General features: G+C 68.0%; 18 protein-coding genes. 4 read left to right on the top strand and 14 right to left on the bottom strand.

All coding sequences use genetic code 11. From position 1 onward, the window contains the following. Nucleotides 1-194 precede the first annotated feature (194 nt). Nucleotides 195-1,112 carry a LysR family transcriptional regulator gene (locus HWX76_RS27015; RefSeq protein ID WP_176016585.1) on the top strand — a complete coding sequence of 306 codons (918 nt, stop codon included), beginning with the start codon at nucleotides 195-197 and terminating at the stop codon, nucleotides 1,110-1,112. Nucleotides 1,113-1,190: 78 nt separating this feature from the next. Here the strand turns inward: HWX76_RS27015 and bioB are convergent, their stop codons facing one another. The 9 genes from bioB to aceK all read right to left on the bottom strand — a co-directional run bounded on the left by bioB (nucleotide 1,191) and on the right by aceK (nucleotide 11,297). Continuing rightward, nucleotides 1,191-2,210 carry a biotin synthase BioB gene (gene bioB / locus HWX76_RS27010; RefSeq protein WP_176016584.1) on the bottom strand — a complete coding sequence of 340 codons (1,020 nt, stop codon included), beginning with the start codon at nucleotides 2,208-2,210 and terminating at the stop codon, nucleotides 1,191-1,193. 39 nt (nucleotides 2,211-2,249) lie between these two features. Continuing rightward, on the bottom strand, nucleotides 2,250-2,972 hold the full coding sequence (gene bioD, locus HWX76_RS27005) for a dethiobiotin synthase (protein WP_176016583.1): 723 nt from the start codon (nucleotides 2,970-2,972) through the stop codon (nucleotides 2,250-2,252). Further along, entirely contained in the window at nucleotides 2,969-4,156 is a 1,188-nt protein-coding gene (gene bioF, locus HWX76_RS27000) for an 8-amino-7-oxononanoate synthase (protein ID WP_050017782.1), read from the bottom strand. Before bioF ends, bioD begins: the two co-directional genes overlap by 4 nt. Further along, nucleotides 4,153-5,499 carry an adenosylmethionine--8-amino-7-oxononanoate transaminase gene (bioA, locus tag HWX76_RS26995; protein ID WP_176016582.1) on the bottom strand — a complete coding sequence of 449 codons (1,347 nt, stop codon included), beginning with the start codon at nucleotides 5,497-5,499 and terminating at the stop codon, nucleotides 4,153-4,155. Before bioA ends, bioF begins: the two co-directional genes overlap by 4 nt. 512 nt (nucleotides 5,500-6,011) lie before the next feature. Continuing rightward, nucleotides 6,012-7,283: a CocE/NonD family hydrolase gene (locus tag HWX76_RS26990; protein WP_176016581.1), complete on the bottom strand. Its 1,272-nt coding sequence runs from the start codon at nucleotides 7,281-7,283 to the stop codon at nucleotides 6,012-6,014. 106 nt (nucleotides 7,284-7,389) lie between these two features. Next, nucleotides 7,390-7,827 carry a YchJ family protein gene (locus HWX76_RS26985; protein ID WP_176016580.1) on the bottom strand — a complete coding sequence of 146 codons (438 nt, stop codon included), beginning with the start codon at nucleotides 7,825-7,827 and terminating at the stop codon, nucleotides 7,390-7,392. 39 nt (nucleotides 7,828-7,866) lie between these two features. Next, nucleotides 7,867-8,544, bottom strand: coding sequence for an SDR family oxidoreductase (locus tag HWX76_RS26980; RefSeq protein ID WP_050017786.1), 678 nt, complete (start codon nucleotides 8,542-8,544; stop codon nucleotides 7,867-7,869). 111 nt (nucleotides 8,545-8,655) lie between these two features. Beyond that, nucleotides 8,656-9,423 (bottom strand): carbonate dehydratase, encoded by a 768-nt coding sequence (gene can, locus HWX76_RS26975; protein ID WP_050017787.1) that lies wholly within the window; start codon nucleotides 9,421-9,423, stop codon nucleotides 8,656-8,658. 56 nt (nucleotides 9,424-9,479) lie between these two features. Then, complete coding sequence (gene aceK / locus HWX76_RS26970; protein ID WP_050017788.1) at nucleotides 9,480-11,297, bottom strand: bifunctional isocitrate dehydrogenase kinase/phosphatase; 1,818 nt, start codon at nucleotides 11,295-11,297, stop codon at nucleotides 9,480-9,482. A gap of 302 nt (nucleotides 11,298-11,599) precedes the next feature. Between aceK and HWX76_RS26965 the strand changes: the two genes are divergently transcribed. From HWX76_RS26965 to HWX76_RS26955, 3 genes are all read left to right on the top strand, one after another. Then, entirely contained in the window at nucleotides 11,600-12,676 is a 1,077-nt protein-coding gene (locus HWX76_RS26965; RefSeq protein ID WP_050017789.1) for an MBL fold metallo-hydrolase, read from the top strand. A gap of 76 nt (nucleotides 12,677-12,752) precedes the next feature. Then, complete coding sequence (locus tag HWX76_RS26960; RefSeq protein ID WP_089488861.1) at nucleotides 12,753-14,540, top strand: DUF6880 family protein; 1,788 nt, start codon at nucleotides 12,753-12,755, stop codon at nucleotides 14,538-14,540. A 30-nt stretch (nucleotides 14,541-14,570) separates the two neighbouring features. Next, entirely contained in the window at nucleotides 14,571-14,819 is a 249-nt protein-coding gene (locus HWX76_RS26955) for a DUF6429 family protein (protein ID WP_176016579.1), read from the top strand. Nucleotides 14,820-14,832: 13 nt separating this feature from the next. Here the strand turns inward: HWX76_RS26955 and HWX76_RS26950 are convergent, their stop codons facing one another. The 5 genes from HWX76_RS26950 to HWX76_RS26930 form a co-directional block, all read right to left on the bottom strand. Further along, on the bottom strand, nucleotides 14,833-16,485 hold the full coding sequence (locus HWX76_RS26950) for an ABC-F family ATP-binding cassette domain-containing protein (protein ID WP_050017792.1): 1,653 nt from the start codon (nucleotides 16,483-16,485) through the stop codon (nucleotides 14,833-14,835). Nucleotides 16,486-16,677: 192 nt separating this feature from the next. Next, nucleotides 16,678-18,273 carry an ABC transporter substrate-binding protein gene (locus HWX76_RS26945; RefSeq protein ID WP_050017793.1) on the bottom strand — a complete coding sequence of 532 codons (1,596 nt, stop codon included), beginning with the start codon at nucleotides 18,271-18,273 and terminating at the stop codon, nucleotides 16,678-16,680. A gap of 421 nt (nucleotides 18,274-18,694) precedes the next feature. Further along, nucleotides 18,695-19,468 carry an SDR family oxidoreductase gene (locus HWX76_RS26940; protein WP_176016578.1) on the bottom strand — a complete coding sequence of 258 codons (774 nt, stop codon included), beginning with the start codon at nucleotides 19,466-19,468 and terminating at the stop codon, nucleotides 18,695-18,697. Between the two features lie 19 nt (nucleotides 19,469-19,487). Then, a complete protein-coding gene (locus HWX76_RS26935; protein ID WP_011694426.1) occupies nucleotides 19,488-20,126 on the bottom strand; it encodes a thiol:disulfide interchange protein DsbA/DsbL in 639 nt (212 codons plus the stop codon). Nucleotides 20,127-20,196: 70 nt separating this feature from the next. Beyond that, entirely contained in the window at nucleotides 20,197-21,096 is a 900-nt protein-coding gene (locus HWX76_RS26930) for an SPOR domain-containing protein (protein ID WP_124630934.1), read from the bottom strand. Between the last annotated feature and the right edge of the window lie 78 nt (nucleotides 21,097-21,174).

Below are 21,174 nucleotides of genomic sequence, written 5' to 3'. Positions count from 1 at the left end.
CGCAGGTTAGCCGTGCGGGGTGCGTCAAAATAGTTCTATTTTTATATGCGAGCGTATCGATTTTTCAGATATCGCCGAAAGCGGCCGCCCGGCGTCGCGGCAGGCGGATGCGCGCGGGTCGGGCGGGCCCGGATTGCCGCGAAACGGACGGTTGATATGATGGTTGCCATGCCCCCATCAGTTTTCCACCGCGCATGGCCCTGACGCTCAGACAGCTCAAGTACTTCGTCGCGACCGCCGAGCTCGGACAGATCTCGCAGGCCGCGATCCAGCTCACCATCTCGCAGTCGGCCGTGACGAGCGCGATCAAGGAACTGGAGGACAGTCTCGGCACGCAGCTGTTCGTGCGCACGTCGGCGGGCGTGACGCTGACCGATACCGGGCGGCGTTTTCTCAATCACGCGTACACGATCCTGTCGTCGGTCGACGAGGCGATGCGGATCCCGAATCTCGAAAGCACGCTGACCGGCACGCTCGCGATCGCCGCGAGCTACACGGTGCTCGGCTACTTCCTGCCGCATCACGTGCTGCGGCTCAATACGCTCTATCCGCGCCTGACGATCCACCTGCACGAGCTGAACCGCGAGTCGATCGAGGAAGGGCTGATCGCGGGCCGCTACGACATGGCCGTGCTGCTCACGTCGAACGTGTCGAATCCGGAGCTCGTGCTGGAGCCGGTGATCCATTCGGTGCGCAGGCTGTGGGTCGGCGCGCATCATCCGCTGCTGCGGCGCGAGAGCGTCACGTTCGCGGAGGTCGCGCACGAGCCGTTCGTGATGCTGACGGTGGACGAGGCCGGGCAGACCGCGCTGCGTTACTGGAACGAGACGCCGTACCGGCCGAACGTGATCCTGCGCACCTCGTCGGTCGAGGCGGTGCGCAGCATGGTCGCGAACGGCAGCGGTGTCGCGATCCTGTCCGACATGGTGTATCGCCCGTGGTCGCTCGAAGGGCGGCGCATCGAGACGATCGTGCTGCGCGACCCGGTGCCGCCGATGAGCGTCGGCCTCGCTTGGCGCAAGAACATCGAGCTGAGTCCCGCGATGCACGCGATGCGCGACTATTTCCGGCACACGTTCATGGAGCCGCGCGTACTGGGCGGCGCGACCTGAACCGTGCGCGCGGGCGTGAAAAAGCCGGGGCGCGCCCCGGCTTTTCGTTGGCGGGCGCGGCGCGCCGGCCGTTGCCGCTTACGCGTTTTCCGCCAGCGCGTCGGCCTGGCTCGCGCGGATGCCGAGGCGCTCGAACAGCGCGCGGTCGCGCTGCGTCTGCGGGTTGCTCGTCGTCAGCAGCTGGTCGCCGTAGAACATCGAGTTCGCACCGGCGAGGAAGCACATCGCCTGCATCGCGTCGTCGAGCTGCTCGCGCCCGGCCGACAGGCGCACGACGGCCGTCGGCATCGTGATGCGCGCGACCGCGATCGTGCGCACGAACTCGAACGGGTCGAGCGGCGCGGTGCCTTCGAGCGGCGTGCCTTCGATCGCGACGAGGTTGTTGATCGGCACCGATTCCGGATACGGGTTCAGGTTCGCGAGCTGCGAGATCAGGCCCGCGCGTTCGCGGCGCGATTCGCCCATCCCGATGATGCCGCCGCAGCACACGTTGATGCCCGCGTCGCGCACGCGGTCGAGCGTGTCGAGGCGATCCTGGTACGTGCGCGTCGAGATCACCTGGCCGTAGAACTCCGGCGACGTGTCGAGGTTGTGGTTGTAGTAGTCGAGGCCCGCGTCGGCGAGCTGCCGAGCCTGTTCGTCTTCGAGCATGCCGAGCGTCATGCAGGTCTCGAGGCCGAGCTCCTTCACGCCGCGCACCATCTCGGTCAGCGCCGGCATGTGGCGCTCCTTCGGATTGCGCCACGCGGCGCCCATGCAGAAGCGGCTCGCGCCGTTCGCCTTCGCCGCGCGCGCGGCGTCGAGCACCGTGTCGACGTCCATCAGCTTCTCGGCCTTCAGGCCCGTGTCGTGATGCGACGACTGCGAGCAGTAGCCGCAATCTTCCTCGCAGCCGCCCGTCTTGATCGACAGCAGCGTCGACAGCTGCACCGCGTTCGCGTCGAAGTGCTCGCGATGCACCTGCTGCGCGCGGAACATCAGGTCGTTGAACGGCAGCGCGAACAGCGCGACGACGTCGGCGACGCGCCAGCGCTGCGGGGCCGGTGCAGCCACGGGAATCGCGTCGGGTTGCACGGTGGCGGTCTGGGCTTGGGTCATTTCGTTTTCCTGTCCTGGCGGGATGGGGGATCGGTTGGGTCAAGGCCGCGCGGTGCGCAGCGACTCGACGAGCGCGGCAATGTCGAGCATCGCCGCGGCGGATTCGGGGGCGGCCGGCGTCATGTGCGCAATGCGGCCGATGAGCGGCGCGCGGTGCTCGCGCGCGAGCCAGTCGCGAATCGTCGCGACGTTCTCGTCGGCGAACGACATGGCCGGGTCGACATGGTTCGCGACCCAGCCCGCGAGCGCGAGGCCGCGCTGGCGAATCGCAGCGGCCGTCAGCAACGCGTGGCTGATGCAGCCGAGCCGGACGCCGACGACGAGCACGACGGGCAGGCCGAGCGCGACCGCGAGATCGGCGGTGTCCTGCGTGTCGTTCAGCGGCACGCGAAAGCCGCCGACGCCTTCGACGACGACGACGTCCGCGCGCGTCAGCGCTTCGCGATGGCACGCGACGATCGTGTCGAGGTCGAGCGTCACGCCTTCCTGCGCGGCGACGATATGCGGCGCGGCCGGCGCCTTCAGCAGGAACGGCGTGCGCAGCTCGGGCGGCAGCACGACGTTCGCGGCCGCGTCGAGCTGGTCCGCGTCCTCGTTGCGCCACACGCCGTCGCGTTCGTACGCGCCGGCCGCGACCGGCTTCAGCGCGGCCGCGCGCAGGCCATGCCGTGCGAAGCCGTGCAGCATCGCGGCCGACACGAAGGTCTTGCCGATTTCGGTGTCGGTGCCGGTGACGAAGACGGACAGCGGGGCGGCGGTCATGCCGCGGCCTCCTCGCTGGCCTGGATCAACGCGGCTTCGAGCCGAGCAAGATCGTCGAACGAATGCGCGGCCGACAGCGACACGCGCAGCCGCGACGTGCCGGCCGGCACCGTCGGCGGCCGGATCGCCGGCACCCACAGGCCGTGCGCGTCGAGCGCGCGCATCGCCGCGAGCGTCGCGTCGTTGCTGCCGACCACGAGCGGCTGCACGGCCGTGTGCGAATCGACCGGCTGCCAGCGCGTATTGCGCAGCAGCGCGCGCGTGCGGCCGATCAGCGCGGCGAGGTGCGCGCGGCGCGCGTCGCCTTCGTCGCCCGCGATCACCTTCAGGCTTGCCGATACCGCATGCGCGACGGCCGGCGGCGCGGCCGTCGTGAAGATGTAGCTGCGCGCGCGCTGGATCAGCCATTCGATCACGGTCTCATGCGCGATCACGAACGCGCCTGCGACACCGGCCGCCTTGCCGAGCGTGCCGACGTACACCAGATGCGGCGAACGCAGCGCGGCGGCCGCGAGCGCGCCGCGACCCTGCGGGCCGAGCACGCCGAAGCCGTGTGCGTCGTCGACGACGAGCCACGCGCCGTGGCGCTCGGCCAGCGCGACAAGCTCGGCAAGCGGCGCGAGGTCGCCGTCCATGCTGAATACGGTGTCGCTGACGATCAGCTTCGTTTCCGCATCCGATGCGTCGAGCAGCGCGGCGAGCGCGGCCATGTCCGCATGCGGATAGACCTGCACGTTCGCGCGCGACAGCCGCATGCCGTCGATCAGCGACGCGTGGTTCAGTGCGTCGGAGAAGATCGTCGCGCTCTTGCCGGCCAACGCTGTCATCGCCGCGAGGTTCGCCATGTAGCCGGTGCTGAAGTACAGCGCGCGCGGCGCATCGGAGAAGCCGCCCGCGAAGCCGGCGAGTTCGTCTTCCAGTTTGGCGTGCGCGCGCGAATGGCCGCCGAGCAGGTGCGAGCCGCCGCTGCCGGAGCCGTAGCGCTGCGCGCCTTCCGCGAACGCGGCGACGAGCGCCGGATGCGCGGCGAGGCCGAGGTAGTCGTTGCTCGCGAAGCCGACGATCTCGCGGCCGTTCACGGTCATGCGCGCGTCGCACGCGGTGTCGGCGATGCGGCGCACGCGGCGCAGCCCTTGCGCGTCGAGGTCGGCGAGGCCGCGTTGCAGGGTGTCGAGCAGGCTCATCGGCCGAGGTCCTCCAGCGTCGCGTCGAGCGTGTCGCGCGTGCGCTGCGCGAGCCACGCGATGTCGTCGTCATTCATCACGTACGGCGGCATCAGGTACACGGTCGTGCCGATCGGGCGCAGCAGCAGCTCGCGTTCGAGCGCGTGTTCGAAGAAGCGCCGCGAGAAGCCGCGCGCCGCGTCGCCGTCGAGCGCGACGTCGAACGCGAACAGCGTGCCGCGCTCGCGCAGATGGCGCACTTGGCGGTGCGCGTCGAGCGGCGCGAGCGCCGCGCGCAGCGTCGCCGATTTGCGCGCGTTGCTCGCGAGCACGTCGTCGCGCGCGAACAGGTCGAGCGTCGCGACTGCAGCGCGGCACGCGAGCGGATTGCCGGTGTACGAATGCGAGTGCAGGAAGCCGCGCGTCGTGTCGTCGTCGTAGAACGCCGCGAACACGTCGTCGCGTGTGAGCACCAGCGACAGCGGCAGGTAGCCGCCGCTGATCCCTTTCGACAGGCACATGAAATCGGGCCAGACGCCGGCCTGCTCGCACGCGAAGAAGGTGCCGGTGCGCCCGCACCCGACCGCGATCTCGTCGGCGATCAGGTGCACGCCGAATTCGTCGCACAGCGCGCGCAGCCCGCGCACGTACGACGGATCGTGCATCGCCATGCCGGCCGCGCACTGCACGAGCGGCTCGACGATCAGCGCGGCGATCCGGTCGCCGCGTTCGGCGAACAGGCGCCGCACGTCCGCGAGCGCGCGGCCCGCGACGTCGGCGGCCGTCTCGCCCGGCAGCGCGCCGCGCGCGTCGGGCGACGCGACCACGTGCGCGTGGCGGATCAGCGGGTCGTACGCATCCTTGAACAGCGCGACGTCGGTCACGCCGAGCGCGCCGATCGTCTCGCCGTGATAGCTGTTCGCGACGCAGACGAATTCCTGCTTGTTCGCGCGGCCGCGGTTGCGCCACGCGTGGAAGCTCATCTTCAGCGCGATCTCGACGGCCGACGCGCCGTCCGACGCGAAGAACGCATGACCCAGCGTGCGCGCGGTCAGCGCATGCAGGCGTTCGGCGAGCTCGATCGCCGGTTCGTGCGTGCAGCCGGCGAGCATCGCGTGCTCGAGCGTGTCGAGCTGGTCCTTCAGCGCCGCGTTGATGTCCGGGTTCGCATGGCCGAACAGGTTGACCCACCACGAGCTGATCGCGTCGAAGTAGCGGCGGCCGTCACGGTCGACCAGCCACACGCCCGCGCCGCGCGCGACGGGGACGAGCGGCAGGCGCTCGTGGTGCTTCATCTGGGTGCAGGGATGCCAGACCGCGCGCAGGCTGCGCGCGACCCAGTCGTCGGTGGCTGGCGTACTCAAGGCGACTCCGGGGGTAAAACGACCGCGCGGCATCGACGGGATACCGCGCGGCGGGATACGAAACGCGCAGAGATTAGCGTGTTCCGCCGCGCGTTGCACTAGCGGTTACAAACGCCGCACAGCCTTGCTGGGCGGGAGTTCGACGCAGTTCGGAGGGGCTCGGAACGGAACGCGGCGGATCGGGCGAAATGCGCGCAGATGACGACGTTCGAGTGACGCCCCCGACAGAAAAAATCGCTGGGCGAGGGGCGGCCGGGTGGCGAAATATGGGGAACGATGATGGTGCGGGTTTGGCGGCGACGAGGGGCGGTCTTGCTTCGTGCATCGTCAGTTCGACAGGGGCGCGGAAGGCCCGGACGGCTGGACGAGATCTGGCGCGAATTCAAGTCGATTGCTCGTAAAAACGAGCATTACGCGGCGCGTGCTCGATTTGACGAGCATGCGGCGGAGCACCGCGATGATCTTGAATCGACGGTGCGCAAAGGGGAAGCGAGAGGAACGACAGCCGAGCGTCAGCGCGAAGCCAGCGCGCGCGTATCGGTATCGCGGGTGCGATCGTCGCCGTTGTCGGCCGTCTGCGTCGTGTTGGCGTTCCACACGACGCGGTCGTTGACCGCATACAGCCGGCACGCGCCGGCGCCTTGCTTCGCGCAGTTGTCGAGCGCGAGCGCCATCGGGTCGTCGCCGCCTTCGGCCCACGACCACGCGCCTTCCGACGACACCGCGAACGCGCGGCTCGGATGCTGGTTCAGGAAGCGGCGATAGCCTTCGCGGCCGGCTTCGTCGACGTACGGCACCGCGTTGACCGCATCGATCGACGCGTAGCCGGTGGCCTTCGGCTCGTGCGGGTCCGCGACCGCATAGCGCACCGCGGTCGGCAGGTTCAGTTCGGCGAGGAATGCGTTCACGGCCGGCCACCACACGGGCACGCCGTCGCGATCGACGATCAGCCGGTGCGCATCGTCCTTGTAGCGGCCGAAATCGATGAAGCGGGCCTGCGTGCCGTGCGACACGTATGCATCGTGCATCTGCGCGACCAGCGCGGGCGTCCACACCGAATCGTTGTCGCCGTACAGCCACAGCGACCGCACGGCCGTATGCGCGCCGTAGTGGTCGAACGCGTCGACGAGGTTGCGCTGCCAGCCGTCGCACAGGTCCTGGCGCAGCCCGCCGGAGAAGTTGATGATGCCGCGCACGCCGGCCGCGGCTTCGGTGCCGTACGCGACCGACGCGAGCCCGCCGTGCGACGTGCCGGCGACGACGATGCGCGACGCATCGACGTACGGCTGGCGCGACATGTAGCGCACCGTCGCATCGACGTCGGCGGCCTGCGCGAGGCCGTTCTTGCCGACGTTGCAGCCTTCCTGCTGGTACGTGCCGTCGGAACCGGCGAAGCCCTGGCGATTCGGCGCGATCACCGCATAGCCGCGGCGCACGAATTCGCGCGCGAACGCGAGCGGCCGGCTGCGCGGCTGCAGATGGAGATCGCCGGTATTTTTGCCGTGGTTGAAGACGACGAGCGGGAACGGGCCGGGGCCGTTCGGCTTGAACAGCGTGGCCTCGAGCGTGATGGCGCCCGACGCATCGGCCGGAATGCGAAGGATCTGCTCGTTGAGATCGGCGGCGACCTGCGGCAGGTTCGAGTCGGCGTAGTCGAAATGCTCGGCATGAGCGAGCGACCCGCTGGCGCCCACACCCGTAATGGCGCTCGGCAGCGTACCGGCCTGAGCGGCCGACAGCGCACACGCCGCCATCCATCCCACCAATACCTTGCTGAACGCCATCCGTAAGCCCTGCCATGCAACATGACCAAGTTGAGCCCATCGTAGCCCGACAAAATCAGGTTGTGCAATGCGGGAATTACCCGGCGTCTGACATGGCAACTATTTGTCAGCGTTCACTTACTTCGCCGTCGACATAGCGCCAGAATCCCTGCTCGTCGCGCTCGAAACGGCTCGTCTCGTGCAGCCGGTAAGCGCGTCCGCCGACCTTGTAGCGCGCCACGAATTCGACCTCCGCGTGCCGGTCGTCGAGCGGTACGTGCCGTTTGACCGCGAGGCCGAGCCAGCGCGGCGCGTCCGGCGCGTCAGGGTCGGTGTCGAGATCGGGCGGGCAGGTGCGCGCGGCCCATGTCGCGCGCAGGTAATCGGTCGCGCCGAGCACGTACGCGCTGTACCGCGAGCGCATCAATTCGAGTGCGGTCGGGGCGGCTTCGCCGCCGTTGATGAAGCGGCCGCAGCAGGCCGCGTAGCGCGGTGCCGGCGCGTTGCCGGCGGGCGCGGGGGATGCGCCGCCGCACGGGCACGCGTCAGGTCGGTTCGAAATCATGCGCAATGTGAATTAACAACGCCCGGTTGCCGGCGCGGCTCACCAACTGAGCTCGATGCCGTCGTACTGGAAGAACCGGCCGTTCGCCTGAGACACGTCCGAACCGGATTCGGCGATCACGCGACGCATGCCGGTCACGCTCGTTTCCGGATCGATCGCGGCCTGCGCGCCGCCCATGTCGGTGCGCACCCAGCCGGGATGGAGCGCAATGCATGCGGCATGGCGCGTCTGCAGCGACGCGATGCGCAGCGCGTCGTTCAGCGCGGCCTTGCTCGCGCGGTACAGCCAGCCGGTCGTGCCGGTCGCCTCGGCGATGCTGCCCATCCGGCTCGACACGACGGCCAGCACGCCGCGCGCGTCCTCGACGAGCGGCAGCAGGATCGGCAGCAACTGCATCGGCCCGCGCACGTTCGTATGCATCACCGCGTCGAAATCCTCGGCGGTGATCGTCTCGACGCCTTCGGTGCGCGGCCCGTACACGCCCGACACGAGCACGGCCGCATCGAGCCGCTCGCCGTCGAGCTTCCAGCCGAGCGCCGCGATCTGCGCGGGCTGCGCGATATCGAGCGCATGCGGCTGCGCGCCCAGCGCACGCAACGCATCGAGCGACGCCGCGTCGCGCGCGGTGGCGATCACGTTCCAGCCGTCGCGCCGGTATTGCCGGACGAATTCGCGGCCGAGGCCGCGCGATGCGCCGACGATCAATACGGTTTTCATGCCGTCGCTCCTTGGGTAGGCGCCGCCGAGGCAGTGCCGGTGTCAGATTCGTTCGATGCGCGCCGCGCCCGCGTGGCAGCCGCCGTCAGGCGACTGGCGCGTCACTGCACGTTACTGCGCGTCGTCGCACGGCTTCAGCGTGGCGGCGACCGCCTGCGCGACGTCCTCGAGCCGTGCCGCGTCCGCCGCGACCATGTCGTTGTCCGGCGCGTGCTGGCCGCGTGCGGTCAGCGCCGCCACGCAGCGCTTGTAGGTGGCGTCGAGCGCGTCGAAGTTCGACACGGACATCCCGAGGTTGCGCATCCGGCCGTCGTGCACGCCGTACACGAGCCCGTGCACGGTGAGCGACTGGCCGCGCGCCCACGCGTCGTTGACGATCGTCGTGCGGCACACGTTGACGACCTGTTCGATCGAATTGAGCTCGATCAGGCGGCGATACCGCGCTTCGCCGACCGGCCATTCGTCGAGCAGCGCCGCATGGCGCTCGCGCACGTCCTGCACGTGATGCAGCCAGTTGTCGGCGAGGCCGACGCGGCGGTTGTGCAGCGCCGCGTTCACGCCCGAGCAGCCGTAGTGGCCGACGACCATGATGTGCTTCACGCGCAGGATGTCGACCGCGAACTGGATCACCGACAGGCAGTTCAGGTCGCTGTGCACGACCACGTTCGCGATGTTGCGGTGCACGAACACTTCGCCCGGCGGCAGGCCGATGATCTGGTTCGCCGGCACGCGCGAATCGGAGCAGCCGATCCACAGATATTCCGGCGCCTGCTGGTCGGCGAGCCGTGCGAAGAAATCGGGATCGTCGGCGAGCTGGCGCTTGACCCAGGCATCGTTATTGTCGAACAGATGTGAAAGCGGATTGTCTTGGGTAGTCATCGGTGTGGATTCCGTTGGCGGAAATCAAGTCGATATCGGATCGGGTGTTGCCGGCGTCAGGCGGCGCGCTGCGCGTCGCCTGCGCCGTCGTTGCGGCCCGTCGCGTCGAAGCGCGCGGGGTAGCGCACGCTGAAGCGCAGGGCCGTGTCGTACGGATAAAAATCGGGCAATTCGCCCTGCATCAGCTTGTCCTTGCTCGCCTGCCACAGCACGGGATCGAAAAAGTCCGCGTGATGCTTCATGAAGACGTCGCGCACGCGCGGGTCGCCGAGCAGGAACGGCCCGTAGGTCTCCGGAAAGATGTCGTGCGGGCCGACGGTATACCACGGTTCGCCGGACAGTTCGTCTTCCTCGTTGCGCGGCGGCGGCACGCGTCGTACGTTGCAGTCGGTCAGGTACTCGATCTCGTCGTAGTCGTAGAACACGACGCGGCCGTGGCGCGTGACGCCGAAGTTCTTGTACAGCATGTCGCCGGGGAAGATGTTCGCCTTCATCAGCTCCTTCACCGCGTTGCCGTATTCCTTCACGCCGTGCTCGACGTCCGCGTCGCTGCCGTTCTGCAGATACAGGTTCAGCGGCGTCATCCGGCGCTCGATGTACAGGTGCTCGATCACGAGCTTGTCGTCCTCGTACTCGAGCAGCGACGGCACTTCCTTCTCGAGTTCGCGCACGAGCGCATGATCGAGCCGCGCGAGCGGCAGCGCGACGCTCGAATACTCGAGCGTGTCGGCCATCCGCCCGAGGCGGTCATGGCGCTTCACGAGCTGGTACTTCTCCATGATCTGCGCGCGCGTCGTTTCCTTCGGCGGCGGGAAGTGATCCTTGATGATCTTGAACACGTACGGGAACGACGGCAGCGTGAACACGAGCATCACGAGGCCCTTGATCCCGGGCGCGATGATGAAGCGGTCGCTCGAATGCGACAGGTGGTGCAGCAGGTCGCGGTAGAACAGGTTCTTGCCCTGCTTTTGCAGCCCGACCGACGTGTAGATCTCGGCCTTCGGCTTGCCCGGCATGATCGTGCAGAGGAAATCCACGTACGCGGACGGCACGCCCATGTCGACGAGGAAGTACGAATGCGAGAAGCTGAAGATGATCTGCAGCAGGTCGCGGCGCAGCAGCACGGTGTCGAGCGCGAGCACGCCCGGGCGCACGTGGCGGATCGGCACCGCGAACGGCAGCACGCGGTCGGCGTTGATGATGCGGCCGACGATGTACGCGCTCTTGTTGCGGAAGAACAGCGACGACAGCACGTGGATCTGGAAATTCGGCGCTTCGTCGAAGCGGCCGAATTCGTCGTCGATCGCCTGCATCACGCAGCCGATGTCGCGCGAGAGATCCTCGAACGCCGGCTCGAGCTGGAAGTTCGTGACGATGCGCTCGAGCGTGACCGCGAGCCCGTCGGTGCCCGGATAGTACGCGCGGTAGGTCGGCTTCGCGGCCGGCTCGTCGTTCTCCAGATACTCGGTCGAGATCGCCGGGCGCACGAAGATGAAATCGTTGCTGAAATACGAGCGGTGCAGGATCTTGCAGCACACCGAATTGAAGAAGGTTTCCGCGCACTCGGGCTGGCGGTGCGACGTGAGCAGCCCGATGTAGTGCAGCTTGATCTGCTGCCACACTTCGTCGTCGATGTTCTCCGCGTCGTATTCGTCTTCCAGCACCTCGACGCATTCCTTCACGCGATCGTCGTACGACGTGATCCGCTCGCGCGCGAGCCGCTGCAGCCCGTGCCAGTCGCCGCGCTCGAACAGCGTCTTCGCATCGACCGCCGCTTCGCGGAAGATCCGGTAATGGCGATCGAAGTATTCGAGCATCGTCTGCGCGACGTCGAAACCGATCTGCGACGACAGCAGTTTGGGGAAGTGATTCATCGCGTGCAGGCTCGTTCAAGGGGCTGTAAGCACCCGCCATTTTAGCGCCCAAGTCGGCGTTTCAATGACTTTCGGGGTGACGCGCGAGCGGCCGTCAATCGGCGTGTTGTTCGCCGTTGGGTGCCGTTCGGTGCATCTTCGCGTAAAGATACGGGTACGGAGCCGATTCTGACACGAACTTTTTTGCGGCGGGCCGGCGGTCGTCGAGAACCTGTTTCGCGCGACGGCGATAGAATCGACGCACCGCCCGCCGCGCCTGCCGCCGGCGCGCATTCGCACGATAACGACGAGACGCCCCACCGATGAACGCCCTGGAACACCAACTCGACTATCCCTTCGCCGATACGCTGCCCGCCGCGGGCGACACGTTCGAGGTCGCGCCCGGCGTGCGCTGGCTGCGCATGCCGCTGCCGTTCTCGCTCGACCACATCAATCTCTGGCTGCTGCGCGACGAAATCGACGGGCAGGCCGGCTGGACGATCGTCGATTGCGGGATCTCGTCCGACGCGATCCGCACGCACTGGGAGCAGATCTTCGACACGCAGCTCGACGGCCTGCCCGTGCTGCGCGTGCTCGTCACGCACTGCCACCCCGACCACTTCGGCCTCGCGAACTGGCTGTGCGAAGGCGGCGACAAGGGCCGCTGGAACGTGCGGCTGTGGATGACGCTCGGCGAATATCTGTTCGGCTGCCTGATGGCGGCCGGCAACGGTTCGAACGCGGGCGGCGCGGCGGCTGCCGAGCACTTCGCGCGCCACGGGCTGACCGATCCGGCCGCGCTCGACAAGCTGCGCAACCGCCGCGGCTATTACTCGGACCTCGTGCCGGCCGTGCCGCCGCGCTACCGGCGCCTGCGCGAAGGCGACGCGGTGACGATCGGCGCGCGCACGTGGCGCGTCGTCACCGGCTTCGGCCATTCGCCTGAACATTGCGCGCTTCACAGCGAAGCGGACGGCGTGCTGATTTCCGGCGACATGGTGCTGCCGCGCATCTCGACGAACGTGTCGGTGTTCGATCTCGAGCCGGAAGCGAACCCGCTCGCGCTGTACCTCGAATCGCTCGGCCGCTACGAGACGATGGCGCCCGACACGCTCGTGCTGCCGTCGCACGGCAAGCCGTTCCGCGGCGTGCGCACGCGCATCGCGCAACTGCGCGAGCACCACGATGCGCGTCTGGCCGAAGTGCGCGTCGCGTGCGCGGAGCAGCCGATGAGCGCGGCCGACATCGTGCCGATCATGTTCCGCCGCCGCGAGCTCGACATCCACCAGATGACCTTCGCGCTCGGCGAGGCGCTCGCGCACCTGAACCTGCTGTGGCTCGCGGGCGAGCTCGTGCGCGAGCAGGGGGACGACGGCGTGATTCGCTTCGTGCGACCGTGAGCATGCGCATTGGCGCAGTTGCGCGGCGCGCTTTGGTGCGATTTCCAGATCCCGATCCGAATACCCGTAGCGATCCATGTCTCGCAATACCTCTCTAGCCGACGTCATCACGCTCGCGGAAATACGCGCATTGGCCGACCCGAAATCCTTCGAGCGCGGTACCGCGTACTACCACGACGGCGCCGTCTCGCGGCTGACCGAGCGCGACGGCGAGCTGTCGGCGACCGTGCGCGGCACGTATCGCTATCGCGTCGAATTGTCGGTGGGCGACGACGACACGCTCGGCTACACGTGTAATTGCCCGGTGGGCGGCGAAGGCGCGTTCTGCAAGCATGCGGTGGCCGTCGCGTTGTCGTGGCTCGAAAACAGCGGAGAGGAAGTCTTCCGTGAAGCGGAGCGCGAGCCGTCGTCGAAGCCGCGTCGCAAGCGCAAGACGCAGACGGAGCTGATTCGTGACTATCTGGAGACGCTCGACGAGCGCGCGTTGCGGCACTGGCTGCTCGATGCGGCCGAGCGCGACCGCTCGTTGCGAGACAGGCTGCTGTTCGACGCACGCAGCGCGAATGTCGATGATGTGGCGAGCCTGCGTGCCGCCGTCCGACAACTGGCGCGCGTGTCGCGGCCGCTCGGCTGGGACGAGGCGCACACCTACGGAGAAGGCCTGTTCGAGCTCGCCGACATGCTGCGGCGGCAACTGACGAGATCCCATGCCGCGCAGGTGGTCGAGCTGGCGGAACTGGCGATTGCCGAGGCCGAAGCGAGTCTCGAGCAGATCGACGACTCGGACGGCAGCGTGGCGCCGGGGATTGAGGAACTCGCGGCATTGCATCTCGACGCATGCATTCAGACGCGGCCGGATCCGGTGAAACTGGCCGAACGCCTGTTCCGCCTGCAGGCCGGCGGGCAGTGGGATACGTTTCGCGACGTGGTGCCGGCCTATGCGGAAGTATTGGGCGATGCGGGTCTGACCCATTATCGGGAACAGGTCGAGGCTCGTTGGGCCGAGTTGCCGCCGCTGCTGCCGGGGCGGGACGATCGGGGCTCGTACGAAACGGCGCGCCTGAATCTCGAGCATGCGCTGGAGTCGCTGGCGAGGCACGATGGTGATGTCGACGCGCTGATCGGCATCTGGTCGAAGGATCTGTCCGCTTCGTACCGGTATGCGCAGATCGCGGAACTGTGCGCGGAGCACCGTCGATTCGATGAAGGGCTGGCCTGGGCCGAACGCGGAATGCGCGAGATGAAGGACCGGCACGACGATCGGCTGATGGGCTTCTGCATCGACGAATATTTGCGCCGGCGTGCGTTCGATCGAGCAGACGCACTGGCGTGGGAGCGCTTCGCGGACCACCCGACGGCCGACGCATTCCGTGCATTGATGAAGGTCGCAAAGCGGACGGGGCGGGACGCTACCGTGAAGGCGCGCGCGATCTCGCATCTGCAGTCTGCTGCTCGCAAGCGCGAAGCGGCCGGGAGGCCCGGCAACGGCGCACGACGCTGGGAACCGCCGCCGCGCACCGAGCTGGTGAAGCTCTTGCTTGCGGAGCGGGACGACAACGCAGCGTGGGCCGCGTTCCAGGAGGGGCCGGTCGAAGCCCTCGTATGGCCGGCGGTGGCCGCTGCGCGGGCGAAGACGCATCCCGAGGACGCGATCGCGCTGTATCACCGCTATCTGCCGTTCGCGCTCGACCATGGCGCGGGCAGCGCACGATACGACGAGGCGTTCGGCGTCGTGCGCGAAATTCGCGCGCTGCGCGTTGCGCATCGCCAGCAGACGGTATTCGACGACGAACTCGAAGCGATTCGCAAGACCTACCGCGCGAAGCGCAATTTCATCAAGCTGCTCGGGAAGCTCGACGCGTGATCCGGCTGACAGGCACGGGAGGGCATGGAAATGAATATCGATCTGCAGGCAGTCGACGACACCGTCCTCGCGCTCTTGCGTCTGACGCTGCACGACGGCAATCGCGCATGGAAAGGCTTCGATTGGGATGTGCTGAATCGGTTGCATGAGCGCGGGTTGATCGGCGACTCGATCAACAAGGCGAAATCTGTCCTCCTGACGGAGGAAGGCCTGCGGGAATCGGAGCGTCTCTTCACGCAGAAATTCGTCGTTTCGGGCGGTGCGCGCACAGATAAGTGATCGTCAGCGCCAATCACGCGGCGGGTTCGTAGCGCCACCCGTCGCGATGCCATTGCATCGTGTGCGTCGGTTCGAGCGCCGCGAGAAACGCGGCGTCGTGCGACGCGACCACGATCGCGCCGGGGAAGCCGGCCAGCGCCGCTTCGATCGCGCGCACCGATTCGAGATCGAGGTGATTGGTCGGCTCGTCGAGCAGCAGCAATTGCGCGGGCGTGCCGCGCCACAACGCGCAGGCGAGCGCGGCCTTCAGCCGTTCGCCGCCGCTCAGTTGCCGCGCCGGTTGCGTCGCGCGCGTCGCGTCGAGCTGCAGCAGCGCGAGACGGCTGCGCAGATCGCCTTCGGCGAGCGGCGTATCGAGCAGGCCCAGTTGCTCGACGATCGAGCGCTCCGGGTCGAGCAGCGCGAGCCGCTGGTCGAGATACGCGGCGCTCACGTGCGTCGTGCAGGTACCTGAGCGCGGCGCGAGCTCGCCCGCGAGCATCCTCAGCAACGTCGATTTGCCGCAGCCGTTCGGGCCCGTCAGCGCGATGCGCACGGCGCCGCTCGCCGACCACGTGATCGCGTCGGCGTCGCCCGCGACGCGCCACGGCAATCGCGCGCGCTCGAGCGTGAACAGCTGGCGGCGCGCGCTGACTTCCGTGCCCGGCAGCGAGACGAGCACCGGCGCGTCGGCTTCGATGCGCGCGGCTGCCTCCTGCACGCGCGTGTCGAGTGTCGCCTTGAAGTCGCTCTGATGACGCCGGACCGACCCCATGATCGCGCGCGCCGCGCCCTTGCGGCTCTGGCGCGCCATCGACGACAGGTTGGCCGTCTTCGCGTCGCGCAGCGAGGCGGCCGCGTGGCGCTGGATCGTGTCGTGTTCCTGTTCGAGCCTGCGCCGCACGCGCCCGCGCTCGGTGCGCGCATGGTCGAGCGCCGCATGTGCGGCCTCCTGTTGCGCGTCGCGCTGCGCGCGGTAGAGCGCGTAATTGCCGCCATACGAGCGCGCGCCGTGCGGCGTCAACTCGACGATGCGCTGCACGCCGGCGAGCAGCGCACGGTCGTGGCTCACGATGACGACGCCGCCGCGCCAACCGTCGAGCGCCGCGCGCAGCCACGCGCGGCCCGGGGCGTCGAGATGGTTGGTCGGTTCGTCGAGCACGAGCAGGCCGGCGCCCGACAGCAGCGCGCCGATCAGCGCGACGCGCGCGAGCTGGCCGCCGCTCAGCGCATGCGCGGGCATGTCGGCGTGGACGTCGTGCAGGCCGGCCGCGTCGAGCGCCGTGCGCAGCCGCTCCGCGAGATCCCAGCGATCGCCGATCAGGTCGAAGTCGTGCGGCGTCGCACGACCGTCCGCGAGACGCGCGAGCGCGCCGAGCGGCGCATCGAGCGCCGCGATCTGCGCGACGGTCGGCGGGGCGGCGGCCGCGTCGTCGCGGTCGAGATCGTGCTGCTGGGCGACGTAGACGACGTGCGTATGTCGCTCGATCGTCCCCGCGCTCGGCGTGCGCCGCCCCGCGATCAGTTGCGCGAGCAGGCTCTTGCCGACGCCGTTGCGGCCGACGATGCCGGTCGGCGTGCGGTCGATGGACAGGTCGAGCGAATCGAACAGCGTGACGCCGTCGTCGAAGCGGAAGGAAACGTGATGAAGCGCGACGAGCGCGCCGGTGGGCGTGGCTGCAGCCATAAGCACCTCCAAAAATGCATGAAGACCTTCGCGCGCGGCGTGCGTGGCACGGGCGGCGAAAACATTTCGGGAAGGCTTAGTTGTTCACTTTGGCTGGCGTCCGGTATGAGGAATGAGCGCGCAGTGTAGCAAGCGCGGCGCGCGGGCCGCAAGCGAGCGGCGCGAACGCCGTCGCTTGCGCGCCACGCACGGTTACTGCACGGCGACCGTCGTGAAGTTCTGCCGGCCGAACGGACTCACGTGATAGCCGCTCACGTTCGTGCGCGTCAACGCGGCCGCGGTCGGGTAGCCGAGCGGAATCCACAGCGCCTGATCGTGGATGATCTTTTGCGCCGATTCGTACAGCTTCGCGCGCTTGGCCTGATCCGCGGTCGACTTGCCGTCGGCGATCAGCTTGTCGAGCTGCGCGTCGCAGAAGCGCGCGAAGTTGATGCCCGACTTCACCGCGTTGCAGCTGAACAGCGGCGACAGGTAGTTGTCCGGATCGCCGTTGTCGCCGGCCCAGCCCATGAACAGCATGTCATGCTGGCCGAGCTTCGCCTGCTTGATCAGCTCGCCCCATTCGATCACCTTCACCTCGGCCTTCACGCCGACCTTCGCGAGGTCGGCCTGCAGCAGTTCCGCGCCGACCTTCGGGTTCGGGTTCAGCACGCTGCCGGTCGGGCGCGTCCAGATGGTCGTCGAGAAGCCGTTCGGGAAGCCGGCCTGCGCGAGCAGCTGCTTCGCCTTCGCGGGATCGTACGCATACGGCGCGACGTCCTTCGCGTAGCTCCACGTGTTCGGCGGATACGGATTGTTCGCGGCCGTCGCGGTGTTGTCGAACACGACCTTCAGGTAGGTCGCGCGGTCGAACGCGAGGTTCAGCGCCTCGCGCACCTTGTCGTTGTCGAGCGGCTTCTTCTGCGTGTTCAGCGCGACGAACGCGGTCATGAACGCGGGCGTCTGCACGACCTTCAGCGCGTTTTCGCCCTTCGCGGCGAGCACGTCCTGCGGCTTCGGCGACAGCGCGATCTGGCATTCGCCGGCCTTCACCTTCTGCAGGCGCACCGACGGGTCGGGCGTGATCGCGTAGATCAGCCGGTCGACCTTCGGTTTCGTGCCCCAGTACGTCGAGTTCGCGTCGTAGCGGATCAGCGCGTCCTTCGTATAGCTCTTCAGCACGAACGGGCCGGTGCCGACCGGCTTCGCGTTCAGGTCGGCCTGCTTGCCGGCCTTCAGCAGCTGGTCCGCGTATTCGGCCGAGTAGATCGACGCGAAGCCCATCGTCAGGATCGGCACGAACGTCGCGTTCGGCTCGTTCAGCACGAATTTCACCGTGCTGTCGTCGACCTTCGTGACCGACTTCACGAGCTTCACGAGGCCCATCGACTGCGCATGCGGGAAGCCGCTCGCGCCGGCCACCTTGTGCCACGGATTCGCGTCGTCGAGCATCCGCGCGAACGTGAACACGACGTCGTCCGCGTTCAGCGCGCGGCCCGGCTTGAAGTAGTCGGTGGTCTGGAACGCGACGTTCGGGCGCAGGTGGAACGTGTACGTGAGGCCGTCGGCGCTCGCTTCCCATTTGTCCGCGAGCGCGGGTACGACTTTCTTCGCGGCTTCGTCGTAGGACACGAGCGTGTTGAAGATCACGTCGGCCGATGCGTTGGTCGTGACGAGCGAGTTGTACTGCACGACGTCGAAACCGTCCGGGCTCGATTCCGTGCAGACGGTAAGCGGCTTGGCGGCGGCGAGGCCGGGGGCGGCAAGGGCGACCGCGAGCGCGGCCACGGCGAACGGCTTGACGTGCATAGGATCTCCCACGTGGCGTGTGTTTTTCGCTGGATGACGGAGGCAGGCGCGGCCCGGAAGCGGGCAGGGCCGCGCGGCTGGCGAATAGGATACCGTCAAAGCGCGCGACGCGTGAAAAAAGGCGTCGGAACGCAGCGAATTGACCGAAAAACGGCTGCGTTCGCGACGGAACGGGTGTTGATGCGGCGGAGCGGGTAGTGCGAGCGCGGCGTGGGAGGCGACGTTCCGGGTCGGGGCGAGGCGGGCGGCTGCGAATGCGCGACGGAAATGCGCGGCGCAGCGCGCTCAATGGAACCAACAGGTCGCCGCAGCGGTGCGACACGAGGGGAGAGATCCGCGCGGATTCGCGCGGTATGGCGATGCAGATCAGGCTGCGGCGCGACAGCGATCCGGCGAGACGCGCGCCGGATCCGCGACGCACTCAGTGCGCGCCGGCCTTCGGCTTGCGCGGCGCCTTTTCGAACAGGCGATCGTACAGCCAGCGCGGCAGCACGTGCAGCACTTTCGCGACGACGCCCATCTGCCACGGAATCACGCGGAACGCGTGCTGCCGAGCGATCGCGCGCGCCGCACGCGCGGCGAAGCGGTCGGCGTCCATCAGGAACGGCATCTTGTACGGGTTGCGCGCGGTCATCGGCGTGCGAATGTAGCCGGGCGCGATCGTCACGACGCCGACGCCGGCCGGACGCAGCTCGACGCGCAACGCTTCCAGATACTTGATCGCGGCCGATTTCGACGCGCTGTACGCGCCGGAGCCGGGCAGCCCGCGCACGCCGGCGACGCTCGCGACGCCGACCAGCGTGCCGTGGCGGGCGGCCGTCATCGGGCCGACGAACGGCTCGAACGTCGCGACCATCCCGTAGTAGTTGATGTCCATCACGTCGCGGAACGTGGCGAGATCGCCCTGGCCCGTGACGGCGCCCTGGCTGATGCCCGCGTTCGCGATCACGACGTCGGGGCAGCCGTGCGCGGCGATGAACGACGCGGCGGCCGTCGCGAGCGCGTCGGCGTCGCGCACGTCGGCGGAATAGACGGAGATGGACAGCTTCGGGAACCGCCGCGCGAACGCATCGAGTGCATCGGTGCGCCGTGCGACGAGCGCGAGCGTGGCGCCCTGGCGGGCGTATTCCTCGGCCATCGCGAGGCCGAGGCCGCTCGACGCGCCGGTGATGAAGACCTTCAGCGGAGTAGTCATGCCGGCGCGCGGGTGGGGATCAGAGCTTCTTGTCCTGAACCTGCTTCACGAGGAAGTCGAGCACCTGCGCGGTACCCGGGATGCTGTTCGTGTAAGCGGGGCCCGTCTTGTACTTGCCCTGGACGACGACCGTCGGCACGCCGTCGATCGCGTAGTCCTTCAGCAGCTTGGCCGACTGGTTCACCTCGCCCTGCACGCTGAACGAGTTGTACGCGTCCATGAACTTCTTCTTGTCGACGCCTTGCGTAGCCAGGAAGTCGGCCTGCGCCTGCGGCGTGAGCAGATAGTTCTTCTGCTTGTGGATCGCGTTGAAGATCGCCGGCGTGACCTTCTCGGAAATGCCGAGCGCGGACACCGCGTAGAACAGCTTCGAGTGCGGCAGGAAATCGTCACGGAATGCGACCGGCACGCGCTTGAAGTCGATGTTGTTGCCCTGTTTCTTCACCCAGGCCTCGATCGTCGGCTCGAATTCGTAGCAATGCGGGCAGCCGTACCAGAAGAACTCGATGACCTCGACCTTGCCGGCCGGCGCGGACACCGGCTGCGGCGACTTCATCACCTCGAAGTCCTTGCCGGCGGCCGGCGCGGCAGGCGAAGCCTGCGCGAGGCCGGCGGCCAGGCCCAGGGACAGAAGGAGCGTGCTAAGTAGTTTTTTCATGTTGTGAACGTCGAATCAGTTGCTCGGGTTACGGAACGTAACGGGTTCTGCGTGGACGCGGCCGGTTGGCTTACTGCTTCGTGAAGCGGATCACCGCCGTGTCGACACCTGCATCGGACAGGCGCTGACGGGCCGAGTTCATATCCTCGAACTTCGAGAACGGGCCGACGCGCACGCGGAAGTAGGTCACGCCGCTGACGTCGCGCTTCGACACCTTCGACTCGAAGCCCTGGAAGCCGAGGCGCGCACGCTGCTGCTCGGCATCGCCTTCCGTCTTGTATGCACCGACCTGCAGGAAGTAGCCGGTGTTCGCGTCGTTCGCGGTCGGCGGCTTCGCCGTGGTTGCCGCGGCGGCTGCGGCCGACGACGTCGGCTTCGGCGCGTTCGCGGCCTGCTGCTGTTGCTGCTGCTTTTGCGCGGCGGCCTGCTGCGCCTGCTTCTGCGCGGCGAAGCGTGCGAGGTCGTCCTCGCCACCTTGCTGCTGTTGCTGCTGCGCTTGCTGCGTCTTCTTCGGCGGCGGTGTGGTGTCGGCCGGCTTCGGTGCGACGGCGACGCCGTTGCCCGACGACGGATTGTTCGACGCGGCGGTGTTGTTCGAGCCGGTGGCGCCGTTCGTGTTGCCCGACGGCGGCACTTCGACGATCTGCGGCTCGGGCAGCAGGCCGTTCTGGGTCTGGTTCGCGGCCTGGCCGGGCGCGGTGTTGGGCGGCGCGGATTGCGCGGCCTGCGGCACCGGCTGGCCGGGCGTCTTGCCCTGCAGCGCGCGGTTCGGGTCGAACTGCTGCGGCTGGCTCGCGCCGTTGTCGGCCGGCGGCGGCGCGACCTTCGACACGAACGGCGACGGCGAACGCGTGATGTACAGCGCCACCACCACCGCGATCGCGAGGCCGACGATCAGGCCCAGCACGATTCCAAGAAATGTCCCTCCTGCTTGTTTCGATTGCTTCGAAGTTCGGCGTGGTTGTGCCATTGCTTGAGTCACCTGCAAAAAGAATCGTGAGAGGGCCGCGGCGGGCATCCGGCGACGGGCATCCGCCGGCCGGTGCTG

It is taken from the genome of Burkholderia sp. BCC0398 (genome assembly GCF_902833245.1).
Lineage (GTDB): Bacteria > Pseudomonadota > Gammaproteobacteria > Burkholderiales > Burkholderiaceae > Burkholderia > Burkholderia sola.
This window is presented reverse-complemented; position numbering and strand designations above follow the sequence as displayed.

Bases quoted from the DNA above. Each gene is read 5' to 3' on its own strand.
- HWX76_RS26985 (WP_176016580.1), bottom strand. From the start codon at position 7,827: ATGATTTCGAACCGACCTGACGCGTGCCCGTGCGGCGGCGCATCCCCC.
- can (WP_050017787.1), bottom strand. From the start codon at position 9,423: ATGACTACCCAAGACAATCCGCTTTCACATCTGTTCGACAATAACGAT.
- aceK (WP_050017788.1), bottom strand. From the start codon at position 11,297: ATGAATCACTTCCCCAAACTGCTGTCGTCGCAGATCGGTTTCGACGTC.
- HWX76_RS26945 (WP_050017793.1), bottom strand. From the start codon at position 18,273: ATGCACGTCAAGCCGTTCGCCGTGGCCGCGCTCGCGGTCGCCCTTGCC.
- HWX76_RS26935 (WP_011694426.1), bottom strand. From the start codon at position 20,126: ATGAAAAAACTACTTAGCACGCTCCTTCTGTCCCTGGGCCTGGCCGCC.
- HWX76_RS26930 (WP_124630934.1), bottom strand. From the start codon at position 21,096: ATGGCACAACCACGCCGAACTTCGAAGCAATCGAAACAAGCAGGAGGG.
- HWX76_RS26965 (WP_050017789.1), top strand. From the start codon at position 11,600: ATGAACGCCCTGGAACACCAACTCGACTATCCCTTCGCCGATACGCTG.
- HWX76_RS26980 (WP_050017786.1), bottom strand. From the start codon at position 8,544: ATGAAAACCGTATTGATCGTCGGCGCATCGCGCGGCCTCGGCCGCGAA.
- HWX76_RS26955 (WP_176016579.1), top strand. From the start codon at position 14,571: ATGAATATCGATCTGCAGGCAGTCGACGACACCGTCCTCGCGCTCTTG.
- bioD (WP_176016583.1), bottom strand. From the start codon at position 2,972: ATGACCGCCGCCCCGCTGTCCGTCTTCGTCACCGGCACCGACACCGAA.
- HWX76_RS26960 (WP_089488861.1), top strand. From the start codon at position 12,753: ATGTCTCGCAATACCTCTCTAGCCGACGTCATCACGCTCGCGGAAATA.
- HWX76_RS26990 (WP_176016581.1), bottom strand. From the start codon at position 7,283: ATGGCGTTCAGCAAGGTATTGGTGGGATGGATGGCGGCGTGTGCGCTG.
- HWX76_RS26940 (WP_176016578.1), bottom strand. From the start codon at position 19,468: ATGACTACTCCGCTGAAGGTCTTCATCACCGGCGCGTCGAGCGGCCTC.
- bioF (WP_050017782.1), bottom strand. From the start codon at position 4,156: ATGAGCCTGCTCGACACCCTGCAACGCGGCCTCGCCGACCTCGACGCG.
- HWX76_RS26950 (WP_050017792.1), bottom strand. From the start codon at position 16,485: ATGGCTGCAGCCACGCCCACCGGCGCGCTCGTCGCGCTTCATCACGTT.
- HWX76_RS27015 (WP_176016585.1), top strand. From the start codon at position 195: ATGGCCCTGACGCTCAGACAGCTCAAGTACTTCGTCGCGACCGCCGAG.
- bioB (WP_176016584.1), bottom strand. From the start codon at position 2,210: ATGACCCAAGCCCAGACCGCCACCGTGCAACCCGACGCGATTCCCGTG.